Origin of the sequence: Halocynthiibacter styelae (genome assembly GCF_016123485.1) — a bacterium.
Classification (GTDB): Bacteria; Pseudomonadota; Alphaproteobacteria; order Rhodobacterales; family Rhodobacteraceae; genus Halocynthiibacter; species Halocynthiibacter styelae.
Map to the genome: position 1 here is coordinate 421,547 of NZ_JADCKQ010000001.1, position 13,704 is coordinate 435,250.

Sequence of the window (13,704 nt, forward strand, 5' to 3'; positions counted from 1 at the left end):
ACGCCAAGGGTTAATTAAGAACTAAAAGTGAACATCCTGATCTCTGCTGACAAACCTATAAATACATATCGGCGCGCAAACGAAATTGGTTAATCCTGGCCGTATCACACCTTCTTACATGTGTTATAAGCGGTTTTTCGTTTTTTTTCTGAATTTACAATGAAATAACTACTCACCAGAATTGTCGCTGCACTTGCAGCAACAACATCTGCCCAGGCCGCTGACTGGTCCGGGGCTTACGTCGGCGCAGGCCTGTCACTGAATAATGGTACAGCTTACGACGCCAGTTTTGGAAACGGACCCGTTGACATCGACGGCGCAGAAGCCCTTCTGTTTACCGGCTATAACTGGCAGTTTAACCGATTGATCTACAGCGGTGAATTCTGGTTGGGTCTCGGCGGCCCCTCCGGTGATGACGGGGATTTTCTGCGCCCTGTCACACAGGAAAGCTCTTATGGGGTAAAAGCCCGGCTTGGCTATGACATGGACCGCTTTATGCCCTTTGTGTCACTTGGCTATGCAAACCTCAGCTATTCTGCTGATCACGATGGAGGCGGAAGCAATATCGCAAATGACAGTTTTGGCGCGACAACACTTGGAGTCGGCGCAGATTACGCCCTGAGCCGGAATACCATTCTGCGTATTGAAGCAGAACATTTGAATATTGAAGGCACCGCCTTTGATTTTGGCGGCGGCGACCTGCACGGCACAGAATTCTCTCGAAACCGTTTGAACTTAAGTGTCGCCTGGAAATTCTGATCCTTCCGGGTATACATCTGAGAAATGCCTTTTCCCCGGTCTTTCATCCCGGGGAACGGGCCATGTAAGAATGAAGGCTTCACGGTATCTGATGGCCCTTCGCAAAACCCTTGTTTCATGCAGCTTTTACCCCATTGATGTATTTTTGAGGCTATGATGCTGCTGAATTTTTCCGTGTCCAGAATGCTATCGGCTCCATGTAGGGACAGATTAGTAGCATCCCGAAAATCGAAATCGCACGCATTGTGATCGGGGATCTGTTTCTGGAAATTCCACAGGACATAGCGATCATTGCCGACGAAACCCGGGCAATATCTGATCGAATATTCCATGGGGCCGGGTCCGGGGCGGCTGATCAATCTCCAGCCGGTAACTGCAAACAACTGATACGGCCCACCGGTGCCGTTTTTTTTTGTGACAGAGTCACTGACTTGTGGGGCCCTGGTCGTGTAAACCGGGAAAAACGCAACAAACAGGACGCCAGATGTTTAATTTTATCAAAGCTATGAGTGCCGGTAAAATCGACACAGGGGAAGCCGTGGCCCGTATCAACGCCGGAACAATGACTCTGATTGATATCCGGGATCCCGGCGAAGTGCAGGCCAGCGGTATCGCATCAGGCGCGCTGCATATCCCGATGGGGCAGCTGCCCACCCGTGCCCGCCCCGGCCATAAGGATTGCGCTTCAGGCCTGACATTCGACACGCCGCTTGCGCTTTATTGTGCTTCAGGTGCACGATCTGGCATGGCGGCCCAGACCCTACGCAAAATGGGCTATAAAGAGGTACAAAATTTCGGCGCCCTCGCAGACTGGCAGCGCGCGGGCGGCACGATCACCAACATCTGACAAAAAAAACCGGAAACTTTGAAAGTTTCCGGTCCGTTTTCTTTGAAAAGAAAACGCTACCCTCACATGTGAATGGCACGTCCATAGGCATCCAGCACGCTTTCATGCATCATTTCTGACAGTGTCGGATGCGGGAAAACGGTGTGCATCAGGTCTTCTTCGGTGGTCTCAAGCTGACGCCCGATCACATAACCCTGGATCATTTCCGTCACCTCAGCACCAACCATATGCGCCCCCAGAAGTTCGCCAGTCTTTGCGTCAAACACAGTTTTCACCATGCCTTCCGGCTCACCCAAGGCAATCGCTTTGCCATTACCAATGAAGGGGAAGCGCCCGACTTTTACGTCAAAGCCCAGCTCTTTTGCTTTCGCTTCGCTATACCCAACCGAGGCGACCTGAGGATGGCAATAGGTACAGCCCGCGATGCTTTCCGGACGCACAGCATGCACCTTTTGGCCCGCGATTTTCTCAGCCACCATCACACCTTCATGACTGGCCTTATGCGCAAGCCAAGGGGCCCCGGCGATATCACCAATGGCGTAAAGCCCCGGGACGTCGGTTTCGCAATATTCATTTACCACGACATGCGTACGGTCGATCTTCACGCCCAGTTCTTCCAGGCCCAGGCCCTCAACATTGCCGACAATGCCGACAGCGGAAATGACCGTGTCAAATTCCTGTTTTTCAACTTTGCCGCCAGTTTCGATATGCGCCGTTACTTTATCAGCCGCGCGATCCAGCTGTTTGACCATGGCTTTTTCCATGATCTTCATGCCTTGTTTCACGAATTGTTTCTTCGCGAATGCGGAAATCTCGGCATCTTCCACGGGCAGAACCCGATCCATGACCTCGACCACAGTGGTATCCGCACCAAGCGTGTTGAAGAAGCTGGCAAATTCAATGCCAATCGCACCGGATCCAATCACCAGCAGTTTCTTCGGCATATGTGGCGGGTTCAGCGCGTCTTTATAGGTCCAGACACGTTTGCTGTCCGCCTCAAGCCCCGGCAGTTCGCGCGCGCGGGCACCGGTGGCAAGGATGATGTCTTTCGCTTTAAGTGTTTCAGTACCCTTTTCCGTCTGAACGCTGACTTCACCCGGACGGGTCACTTTCGCGCTTCCCATCACAACAGTCACTTTGTTTTTCTTCATCAGGTGACCAATGCCACCGGACAATTGTGCTGCAACCCCACGGGAGCGTTTCACAACCTTATCAAGGTCATAGCCAATTTTATCAGCAGAAAGGCCGTAATCCCCCGCATGCTGCATCAGATGAAACACCTCTGCAGAACGCAACAGCGCTTTCGTTGGGATACAGCCCCAGTTCAGGCAGATCCCGCCCAGATGTTCACGTTCAACAATCGCCACCTTTTTACCGAGCTGCGCAGCACGGATTGCAGCCACATAGCCACCGGGGCCAGCCCCGATCACAATAACATCATAAGAAGCCTGGGCAGGTTTTGCAGACATGGGAGAACTCCGGCAGAAAAATGATAGTTTGACGTTAAACTATTTTTTCACCCGTTTCAATATACCAGTGCATTCGGGGATTTGATTGTTCAATTCAAAGATTGCATCACGTCCTGCACCCAAAATAGAACCGCCTTCCCTGACAGGAAAGCGGTTCTATAGAAACCAATTGTGCACCCCAATAAGGATCAGGCGCGCACGGCCTCAACGGCGGAACCATAGCCACCGTCCGCAATGAAAGCAGATTCAGGTACGGTCATGGACCGATCCAGTGCCGCGTTGCGATAAGGGAAACGACCAAAGCGGCGAATGATTTCGCGATGCGCTTTGGCGTGCAACAGGTTGCCTTCACCGGCTTCCGGCATCCGTGTCAGCATCAGACGCACACAGCGTTCCTGATCAGACAGACATTCCGAATGCATCAGCGGCAGATAGAAAAACTGACGCTGAGGTTCATCAATGCGCTTGTCCCAGCCCTTATCAATCGCCTTATTCGCAACTTTGCGCGCCAGCGCATCGGTCGAAAAGGCTTTGGCGGACTCCCGGAACATATTGCGTGGGAACTGATCAAGCAGGATCAGAAGCGCAAGTGTGCTTTCCGGCTTTGCCGTCCAGCCGCACAGCTTACCGTCCCGTGCATCTTCCCACATTGTTTCAAATTTTTCGCGGATTTCAGCGTCAAGCGCCTCACCACCCATATACCAGTCACTTGGCTTTTTCTCTGAAAGCCAGAATGACAGAACCTGCTCTGGTGTATGCATTGGAACCCTCCTCCCATGCGCTTCGTGCAACTCTTTACGCATCTAGCGTTACAAAAGTTTTACACAGATACAATGGGAAACCAGCTTATCTGCGCCAAATAGTTGCCTGTATGCGACGAATGCGCCTACGTTAGCGCCAACGGTCACCGCTGGCGCTATACGTTCGGATATATCAGGTGGCGTTTTCGTCTTCGGCGGCCTCTTCCTGGGCTTCAATGAAGACTTCCTGTGCAACCTCAACCGCAACAGGTGTCGCAGATTGCAGAACCGGCGCCCAGGTCCCGCTTTCCTCAACGCTGACCGTCGGACGCTGTGTCATACGATAGGCAGCATATGCTGTCAGCGCTGTCATCAGCACGCCGATATACACATAGAATCCTTCCGGGCCGAAGACCTGCATCGCCCAGCCTGTGACAACCGGGCCTGCAATGGCCCCCAGGCCGTTGGCAAACACCAGGCCGCCAGAAGCCGCCGCCATGTCTTCCGCGTCAAGAAAGTCATTCGTATGCGCAATCGCAAGGCCGTAAAGCGGGTTTGACATGCCACCAATAATGAAAGCGGCGACCAGCAGAATCTCGAACCGGCCGCCAGCGAAGAACCCAATCACGGTGCCAATCACACCAAGCCCTGCAACAATCGCGATCAACTGACGGCGATCCATGCGATCGGAGATCCAGCCAATCGGATATTGCAGAACCATCGCGCCAATATAGAGCGCAGAGACAAAGATCGACAGTTCTCCAACGCTCATGCCGGCCTGAGTCGCGTAAACCGCCCCCATGCCGAACTGCGCCGCAAAGATCGCGCCAAGAAGCGCAACCGAAACGCAGCCCAGAGGTGAACGATTAAACAGTTCTTTCACGGACATCGCTTTGGCGGTTTCAAAGGCCGGGGTCGGGCTGATTGACAGAAGAATTGGCGCGAAAGAGATCGAAACCAGCACGGAAGAGATCACAAACAGCGTGTATCCACCGGTGTCAGCAAGGTTCAGGATGCCCTGGGCTGACACGATCCCGACCATTTGCACGATCAGGTAAAGCGACAGGGATTTTCCGCGGTTTTCATTGGACGATGCGTTGTTCAGCCAGCTTTCCGCCGTCACATACACGCCAGAGAAGCAGAAACCGATGATGACACGGCCAATGGTCCAGGCGATGGGATCGGTCAGGGTCGGATAGAGGATCAGAACCGCCGAAATGAAAGAGGCCAGCGCCGCAAAGACCCGCACATGGCCCACACGACGGATCATTTCAGGCGCCATGCGTGACCCGCCAAGGAAGCCGACAAAGTACCCCGACATAATGATCGAGAGCGAGAAGGTCGAAAATTCGTTTTCCGTCCCGACCACCCCCAGGAGCGAGCCCTGAAGGCCGTTCCCCACCATCAGAAGACCCATCCCCAAAAGCAGCGCCCAGGAATTTTTCAGCACTTCAAACATCGCATTTCCTTAATGATTGCCCATATCAGGCAGTGTTTTTCCCGACCCATACAACGGTCAGAATAAGGAAACCGTGCAGGAACGACTAATTATAGTCGTCTTCGGGCATTTTGTCGCATCTGAGTTCAGGTCAGCCCTTTGGCAGTAAGAGCGAGCTGTCGCCATAGGAGAAGAAGCGATAGCCGTCACGGATCGCGTGTTCGTAAATGCGTTTCATTTCATCCACGCCCATGAGGGCTGAGACCAGCATCATCAATGTGGATTTCGGCAGGTGGAAATTGGTCATCAGACCGTCGGCCACTTTGAAATCGAAACCGGGTGTGATGAAGATATCTGTTTCATCGGTAAATGGGGCAATTTCACCGGTATCACGGGCCGCGGATTCGATCAGGCGCAGTGCCGTTGTGCCCACCGGGATCACACGCCCGCCAGCTTCTTTTGTCGCTTTGATCTCTGCCGCGGCCTGCGCCGTGACTTCACCCCATTCCGCATGCATTTTGTGGTCGCGCACATCATCGACTTTCACGGGCAGGAATGTCCCTGCGCCCACATGCAGCGTTACATGGCTGAAATCCACGGCCATATCCGTCAGTCGATCAAGCAGTGCCTGATCAAAATGCAGACTGGCGGTTGGGGCCGCAACTGCGCCGGAATGTTTTGCAAAAACAGTCTGGTAATCCGTGTTGTCCTGATCATCTGCGGCACGTTTTGCAGCGATATAAGGCGGCAGGGGCATATTTCCGGCCTTCTGCAAAGCCACGTCAAATTCATCGCCTGTGGTGTTGAACTCAAGCAAAGCTGCGCCATCATCGCGCCCGGTCACACGGGCTTTGAAGCCGTCACCGAAGTTGATTTCCTCACCGTCTTTGACTTTACGCAGGGGTTTGATCAGCGCCCGCCAGCCCCCGGGGGTTTCCCCCAGGGGGTCAAGCAAAGTCACCTCAATTTTTGAACTGACCCGCCCCTGGGCGCTATCGCGAAAGCGCTGTCCGGTCAGACGCGCGGGAATAACTTTGGTGTCATTCAGAACCAGTCGGTCACCGGGCCGCAGAAGCTGCGCAATGTCATGTACATGATGATCCGTCAGAGACAGATCGCCCCCCTGCCCCTGCGCGACAAGAAAGCGCGAGGCTGTGCGCGGCACCGCCGGGCGGGTCGCGATCAGGTCTTCAGGCAGGTCGAAATCAAAGTCAGAAAGTTTCATAGGCGTCATCTGCGATATTCACGCGCCGCTGGCAAGATGAAAGGCAGATCCGGACAGTAAAGGTCCAGAGTTCCGGTTTTCCGGTTTTCCGGTTTTCCGGTTTTCCGGTTTTCCGGTTTTCCGGTTTTCCGGTGAAAATGGCGTTCAGACAGGGCTTGTCCAGGGAAATCAACGCCCTGATTGTGGTGAACTTACAGTTCAACCACTTTCACAGCAGATCCCTTCGCGGTCAGGGCAATCTCACCCTGACACAGACGTATCGCATCTTCGCCAAAGACCTCGCCACGCCAGCCTTTCAGCGATGGCACATCCCGCTTGCCAGACGCAATTTCATCCAGTTCAGATGCGGTGGCGATCAGCTTCTGTGCAACGCCTGCATTCTCAGCCTTGGCTTTCAGCAGCACACGCAGAAGATCCGCCAGCGCGGGGTTCACCTGGGCCTTATCTTTGTCATTACTGACCTTCGGCCAGGTCGCCGGATCGCTGTTCAAGCCCGCTTTCACAGCCTTCAGAATGCCATCTGCAACATCGCCCTTACGTGCTTCACGCAGCAGAAGGCGCGAACGACCAAGGTCCTGCGCGTTTTGTGGTTTGGTCGATGCCAGTTCCATCAGCGCATCATCCTTCATCACACGGTTGCGTGGGATGTTACGGGACTGTGCGTAGCTTTCCCGAAACTCAGCCAACTCGCGGGCAACAGCCAGAAACTTACCAGAATTTGTCCGTGTTTTCAGACGCTTCCAGGCCTCTTCCGGCTTAATGATATAGGTTTCGGGTGACAGCAGAACCTGCAGTTCTTCCTGCAACCATGGTTCACGCCCGTTCTTCTTCAGATCAGCTGAAAGCCGTTCGTAGATCATCCGCAAATGGGTCACATCCCCGACAGCATAGGTTTTCTGCGCATCGGTCAGCGGACGGCGGGACCAGTCGGTGAAACGGGAGGATTTATCAAGCGGTTGTTTTGCAATTTTACGCACAAGGGTTTCATAGCCCACCTGTTCGCCAAAACCGCACACCATCGCCGCAACCTGAGTGTCAAACAGCGGAAGCGGGAAAACGCCTGCTTCGATAAAAAAGATCTCCAGATCCTGGCGGGCGGCATGGAACACTTTCACCACGTCTTCGTTGCGGAAAAGATCGTGAAGAGGTTCCAGAGACATGCCTTCAACAAGGGGATCCACCAACACCGCGTCGGTTTTACCGTCACCCGGATAAGCCAGCTGCACAAGGCAAAGCTTTGAATAATAGGTTCGTTCGCGCAGAAATTCTGTATCAACGGTGACGTAAGGATGAGCGGCAGCGCGGGCACAAAATTCGGCAAGCGCCTGGGTGGTGGTAATTGTCTGCATGTGGCCTGATTATCTTTCTGTTTCAGACGTTGTAAGCGAAAATAATTCTCCTGGGAAGGTCAGAGACGCAAAAGCCCAGGCTCACCCGTCAGGAAATGGCGCAATACGGCCGGATAAAGCTGATGTTCCTGAACCAGAACACGTTTTGCAAGGCTGTCTGGCGTATCATCCGCCCGGATCGGAACAGAAGCCTGACCAAGCAATGGGCCATCATCCAGACCCGCAGTGACCTTATGCACAGAACAACCTGCTTCATTGTCCCCGGCCTCAATCGCCCGGGCATGGGTGTTCAGGCCTTTGTATTTCGGCAGCAGGGACGGGTGAATATTCAGAACCCGCCCTTCCCAGGCATCCACAAACACAGGGGTCAGGATGCGCATGAAACCGGCAAGGCAGATCACATCCGGCGCGGCATGGCGCAATGTATCATTCAGGGCGGCGTCAAAATCTTCACGGGTGTCATATGCTTTGTGATCGAGAACCGCAGTCGGAATACCCAGATCGCGGGCTTTCGCCAAACCACCCGCGTCCGCAATATTGCTGAGCACCAGCACAGGCGCACCAGGATGCATTGGGTCGCCCAACATATCCTGCGCCAGCGTCACCATGTTCGAGCCGCCCCCTGAAATCAGGATGGCGACCCGTTTTTTCTGCGCTTTCACAGCAGCGCGCCTTTGTAGGTCACGCCTTCACCTGCGGAAAGCTGACCCAGGGTGCAGACGTCATGGCCCGCGTCTTCAAAGATCTTTTGCGCCTCTGCGGCTTTGTCGGCAGACACAACCGCAATCATGCCAATACCGCAGTTGAAGGTCTTCAGGATCTCAGCCTGTTCCATCCCACCGGTTGCAGCCAGCCATTTGAACACGCCAGGCAGTTCCCAGGCGTTCAGGTCGATCTCAGCGCCCAGACCTTCCGGCAGAACGCGCGGCAGGTTTTCGGTCAGACCGCCACCGGTGATATGCGCAAGGCCACGCACAGCGCCCGCTTTCATCGCCGCGACAGATCCTTTGACATAAAGTTTTGTCGGCGCCAGCAAAGCCGCGCCAAGGGTGCCTTCACCCCATGGGCAATCTGCATCCCAGCCAAGGCCGGACATATCAACCAACTTGCGCACAAGGCTGTAACCGTTGGAATGCACGCCGTTTGAAGACAGGCCCAGCAGAACGTCACCTTCGCCCATTTCCGCCGGCAGGGTTGCACCGCGTTCCATCGCGCCAACCGCAAAACCCGCAAGGTCAAAGTCACCTTCGGAATACATGCCTGGCATCTCAGCGGTTTCCCCACCAATCAGGGCACAACCGGATTGCGCACAACCTTCCGCAATGCCGTTGATGATGGTGGTTGCACTGTCCAGATCCAGCTTGCCAGTGGCGAAGTAATCAAGGAAGAACAGCGGTTCCGCCCCCTGACAGATCAGGTCGTTCACACACATGGCGACGAGATCAATACCGATGGTGTCATAGTTGCCGGTGTCAATCGCGATGCGCAACTTGGTGCCAACGCCATCCGTCGCGCCGACCAGGATCGGATCGTTATAACCTGCGCCTTTCAGGTCGAACATCGCACCAAACCCGCCAAGGCCGGACATCACACCAGGACGTATGGTACGCTTGGCGGCCGGTTTGATACGTTCAACCAGCTCATTGCCTGCATCAATGTCCACACCCGCGTCTGCATAGGTGATTCCGTTCTTTCCGTCAGTCATGGTGCGCTCCGGCTCATCAGTTAGCTTTGCGCGCCAGTTATCACTCAATTGTCGCTATGTCGATTGCAGAAGGAATATGTGAGGTCTTAATCTTCACAACCGGGGAAATCCTGCGTTTTTCAGCGCGGGTCACAAAAACAACTCATTTAAGGCGGATAAACCGCCTTGGGGGGACGCATGGAATTTCTGACTGATCTTTACGCCGCTTTTTTCGGCTCTGGTGTAATGACCGCACCGGAATATCTGATCCTCAGCCTTCCGGTTGCATGGATCATCTATCTGCTGCGCCGCCGTCCCGGTGGGTTCTGGGCCTGGCTGATGCCACGTAAAATCTGGCTTCACAAATCCCACGGCCTTGACATAAAACTGTTTTTTCTCGGACGCCTGATGTCCTTTTTTAATGTGGCGGCACGTATTTCTCTGACCACATTCATTGCAATAAATGTTGGGCGCATGATCGGGCAGGAAGACCCTTTAATCTCATCCCCGCTTCTGCTGACACTGTTGCTTTGGTTGTCTGCCGATCTTGCCAGCTATGTCAGCCACCGGCTGCATCACCAGGTTCACACGCTCTGGCCGCTTCATGCCGTGCATCACAGCGCCGAGGTTCTGACCCCGTTCACCGCATACCGACAGCACCCGCTTGTGCATTTCACAGCCATACTGATCAATTCTGCCCTGATCGGCGTTGCGCAGGGTTTTTTGATCGGCGGCCATGATCCGGCCAGCATGATCTACAGCGTTGCCGGCATTAATGTGCTGTTTGTTCTGGCCAATATCGCCATGTCAAATTTCCATCACACACATCTCTGGATCAGTTTTGGACCGGTGCTGGAACATATTCTGATTTCCCCTGCACAACATCAGATCCACCACAGCACCGCCCCGAAGCACTATAACAAAAACTATGGGCATACGCTTGCGATATGGGACTGGATGTTTGGTACGCTCTATGTGATCCGGGGCATTGAAAATGTGAAATTCGGCGTTGAGGATCCACAAAAAGACCCCTCCCGAAGCTATAGTTTGCTTTACACGCTGGTCTATCCCCTGAAGCAAATGACCGCGCGGCTGCGCAAATAAAAACGGCCCCTGAAACAGGGGCCGCAGTCAACATGTCTGACGGAAATCAGAATTCCATCAGAATTTCACCTTTTCCATCGTCTTCAGCAGGCGCTTCGCGGGATGCGGCATTGCCATTGCCGGATCCACCAAATGCCCAGGCCAGAACACCGATTACCACCGCGGCAATCAGCACCTTTTCCGCCCCGTTTGATCCGGATGGCGGTGGTGTGACCACTTCTCCGGCATTCACACTGTTGACGCCCAGTGCAACGACAAGCGTTGTGCCCAGTAATGTATTGCGTAATTTCATGCGTCTCCCCTTTTCTTCTTTGGGAAAAATTCCCGACCCTATCAAAACGCGATAAATTGTCAGAAAAAGGGCGGTGTTGAATTTTGCGCAACGGAATGCATATCCCACACTGCGCGCTTGACCTCCCGTCTCAGAATGATACGGATAAGCACAGGCGGGCTTGTAGCTCAGTTGGTTAGAGCAGAGCGCTCATAACGCTTTGGTCGTAGGTTCGAGTCCTACCGGGCCTACCATTTTGAAAATCTTTTCAATAAAACAATGGGAACCTTTTCTACAGGTCACGTCCTCGACACATTAAATTTCTATGACTTACAAGTAGCCTGTCCGACGAACCGTCGATTGATTCATCCGCGTCGCGCTGAAAGAGGATCTTTGCATATCGGTCATCCAACTTGCATATCCGTTATCCAAAAAGATCATCAGAATATCTTCTGGGTTCAGGCCTGGTTCAAGAAGTTTCACAATTTCAATTACACCCCTACTAACTTTTGTATCCAGGCTCTCTGCCACAGAATGGCCGATTAACTATGTTCCTCCGCACTGCAATCTGGTGCACAGCGTCACGCTTAAAACCTTCACTGAAATTTGGCTTCCCCATAACGGGCACCTCGCCACAAAGTTAAGGAAGAAAGTGTCTGAAACATTAGGATCTATTCAACCATCCCTTGAATGCTTGCTTCTTCTGCGTCCGTGATTGGTGTTGGTTGTTTTACAGTCATATCAGGATTCGTTTCATTGTCGCTGCCCCCCTGCGAGAACAGGCACGGATCTCAGTAAAACGAACCAATTCACGCGCAAAACGGTCACCAAATGGAAGGACCTCAACCACAGCGTATAGTCATTCGAAATTGAACGAATACAGAGCAAGATTTTAGCTTGACCCGAAATTACTGGTCTGGATAGACGAACTAAGTTGCAAAGTGCAAATGTGGAGTTAACAAGTGCCAGAGTTTCATTACGCCCTCTTTAAAGCAAGCGATGTAACTGTCGCGACGTCGCCTGCCCTGAACCTGGTCACACTGAATGGTATGTCTGGTACCTTTGGGAGTGGTGGGGTCGCAACAGAGATTGTTGTAACCGATGATGACAACTTTTTGGGCAACAACCAATACACCTCTATTGGAACGGGATCTGTTGTCGATAGTACGCCCTATACAATGGCGAACACAGATGGGTCCCTTGGATTTGCTGGTGATGAGCGCTTGCAGTTCAATACGATGATCCACACGTATAATACATCTCCTGTTACGGCTTCTAACCTGTATACAAATGCATATGTGACACCCGAAGCCAGCGCATCGCAGACAAAGGAGTCTTATGGTGCAAGTTTTGGTGTCCCTTCGACACCTTCGGGCCCAGGGGTTGGTCGTTCCGTCTACGGCATCTCTTTTAACGCTACTGGCCCGGATGGGACGACCAGTTGGGCTATGCATCAGGTTCGCATTACAAGTGCGACCAATGGTACATCAGAAACATATTGGATGGTCGCTCCTACGTCGGCGGATCAGTCTCTGTCTGATCTGACATCTGCGACCTCTTTTTCCGGCGTTAGCTATGGGGGGATGTCCCTTGTCGCTCCAGCTGCGCATTCTCTCGGACTGCGAACAGGTGGACGTGCGAATTGGAGCGGTTCAAGCGAGTCCTTCGTCTGTTTCTCAAAAGGCACAATGCTCAGCACAGAAAATGGATCCATCTCTGTTGAGGAGGTGCGCGCGGGCACCTTGCTGATGACCAAAGATAATGGATTGCAACCAGTGCGTTGGATCGGATCGCGGACGGTTGCCGTGGATGACAAGACCGCACCGATATGCATCAGCGCTGATGCCTTGGGTACGGGTTTCCCAAAGCGTGACTTGCGGGTCTCTCGCCAACACCGGATGATTGTCAGATCAAAGATAGCCATGCGCATGTTTGAACAGTCCGAAGTTCTGATCGCCGCCGGGAAACTTACGGATCTTCCAGGGATTTATGTGGATAAATCAGAACCTGAGGTGGAATATTTCCATGTCCTTCTGGACCGCCACGACATAATCTTTGCTGAGGGTTCAGAAACAGAAAGTCTGTTTACAGGTGCTCATGCCTTGGACACGCTCGCACCCGAATATTATGATGAGGTGATGACGTTGTTTCCTGAGCTGTCTGATCGTGATTTTAAACCGGAGCCTGGTCGCTACATCCCGACGATCAGGCAGCAAAAGCGGCTTATTGAACGACATCTCCAGAACAACCGCCCCTTACAAATCTCTCAGCAGGAAGCAACATAAATTCAGGTGTGGCATTGTTGACGTTCCCCTCGACTATGACGATCAGGATAACGTTATCCAATGCGGTGAGGACAGGGAGCGATTGAAAACAGTCGTGATGGGTTAACCCAACTTATGTAAACGCTTACGTTGGGGGCCTCAAAGGTTTCACCACCTGTGTGGAGGCTTTCCATAAATCACCTGTTCTCACAATATGTCTCAAGTCAGCGCATTACCCCGAACAATACCGACAAGTTCAGACCATTTTCGCACCAGTGGAAACGATCAGCCCTGACAGGGAAAACGAACAGATCATCCATGACCCGCGCCAGCCGGTAGAATCGGTAAAAACCATTCCAACCAAATGCTTAAATATCTGAAATCCCAACAACTCAGGATTGTTACGCATACAGATTCCACCCAAAAGGTAGCAATTTTGACCGAATTTGTTGCTATTCGGGCACCATTTAACGGAAGGCGACGTCTTCGCGTTGTCACTCATAATATTTACGTGCAAAAAGTAATGTAACTGACGTTCAGTCTTCGAGGTAGAG

12 protein-coding genes and 1 tRNA gene are annotated in these 13,704 nt (G+C 52.9%); 5 read left to right on the top strand and 8 right to left on the bottom strand.

Annotated features, from left to right (window positions below; all coding sequences use genetic code 11):
- The first annotated feature begins 180 nt into the window (after window positions 1-180).
- Window positions 181-759 carry an outer membrane protein gene (locus tag H1D41_RS02060; protein WP_228847384.1) on the top strand — a complete coding sequence of 193 codons (579 nt, stop codon included), beginning with the start codon at window positions 181-183 and terminating at the stop codon, window positions 757-759.
- Window positions 760-1,243: 484 nt separating this feature from the next.
- Window positions 1,244-1,606 (top strand): rhodanese-like domain-containing protein, encoded by a 363-nt coding sequence (locus tag H1D41_RS02065; RefSeq protein ID WP_228847338.1) that lies wholly within the window; start codon window positions 1,244-1,246, stop codon window positions 1,604-1,606.
- Window positions 1,607-1,668: 62 nt separating this feature from the next.
- Here H1D41_RS02065 and lpdA read toward each other — a convergent pair whose 3' ends face one another.
- The 7 genes from lpdA to purM form a co-directional block, all read right to left on the bottom strand.
- Entirely contained in the window at window positions 1,669-3,075 is a 1,407-nt protein-coding gene (lpdA, locus tag H1D41_RS02070; RefSeq protein WP_228847339.1) for a dihydrolipoyl dehydrogenase, read from the bottom strand.
- 188 nt (window positions 3,076-3,263) lie between these two features.
- The gene (locus tag H1D41_RS02075) at window positions 3,264-3,836 is read right to left on the bottom strand and encodes a DUF924 family protein (protein WP_228847340.1); all 573 of its coding nucleotides are present in this window, start codon (window positions 3,834-3,836) and stop codon (window positions 3,264-3,266) included.
- Window positions 3,837-4,008: 172 nt separating this feature from the next.
- On the bottom strand, window positions 4,009-5,274 hold the full coding sequence (locus H1D41_RS02080) for an MFS transporter (RefSeq protein WP_228847341.1): 1,266 nt from the start codon (window positions 5,272-5,274) through the stop codon (window positions 4,009-4,011).
- Window positions 5,275-5,404: 130 nt separating this feature from the next.
- On the bottom strand, window positions 5,405-6,478 hold the full coding sequence (gene queA / locus H1D41_RS02085; RefSeq protein WP_228847342.1) for a tRNA preQ1(34) S-adenosylmethionine ribosyltransferase-isomerase QueA: 1,074 nt from the start codon (window positions 6,476-6,478) through the stop codon (window positions 5,405-5,407).
- A gap of 191 nt (window positions 6,479-6,669) precedes the next feature.
- A complete protein-coding gene (gene rnd / locus H1D41_RS02090) occupies window positions 6,670-7,827 on the bottom strand; it encodes a ribonuclease D (RefSeq protein WP_228847343.1) in 1,158 nt (385 codons plus the stop codon).
- A 59-nt stretch (window positions 7,828-7,886) separates the two neighbouring features.
- Entirely contained in the window at window positions 7,887-8,489 is a 603-nt protein-coding gene (gene purN / locus H1D41_RS02095; RefSeq protein WP_324250250.1) for a phosphoribosylglycinamide formyltransferase, read from the bottom strand.
- Window positions 8,486-9,532, bottom strand: a complete 1,047-nt coding sequence (gene purM, locus H1D41_RS02100; RefSeq protein ID WP_228847344.1) for a phosphoribosylformylglycinamidine cyclo-ligase — start codon at window positions 9,530-9,532, stop codon at window positions 8,486-8,488. The genes purN and purM overlap by 4 nt, the downstream gene beginning before the upstream one ends.
- Before the next feature lie 177 nt (window positions 9,533-9,709).
- Between purM and H1D41_RS02105 the strand changes: the two genes are divergently transcribed.
- On the top strand, window positions 9,710-10,615 hold the full coding sequence (locus H1D41_RS02105; protein ID WP_228847345.1) for a sterol desaturase family protein: 906 nt from the start codon (window positions 9,710-9,712) through the stop codon (window positions 10,613-10,615).
- Between the two features lie 46 nt (window positions 10,616-10,661).
- Here H1D41_RS02105 and H1D41_RS02110 read toward each other — a convergent pair whose 3' ends face one another.
- Window positions 10,662-10,907, bottom strand: coding sequence for a hypothetical protein (locus H1D41_RS02110; protein WP_228847346.1), 246 nt, complete (start codon window positions 10,905-10,907; stop codon window positions 10,662-10,664).
- A gap of 156 nt (window positions 10,908-11,063) precedes the next feature.
- Here H1D41_RS02110 and H1D41_RS02115 point away from each other — a divergent pair.
- Together H1D41_RS02115 and H1D41_RS18375 are read left to right on the top strand one after the other, a co-directional pair.
- A tRNA-Ile gene (locus tag H1D41_RS02115) sits at window positions 11,064-11,140 on the top strand.
- Between the two features lie 708 nt (window positions 11,141-11,848).
- Window positions 11,849-13,171 carry a Hint domain-containing protein gene (locus H1D41_RS18375; RefSeq protein ID WP_228847347.1) on the top strand — a complete coding sequence of 441 codons (1,323 nt, stop codon included), beginning with the start codon at window positions 11,849-11,851 and terminating at the stop codon, window positions 13,169-13,171.
- Window positions 13,172-13,704 lie beyond the last annotated feature (533 nt).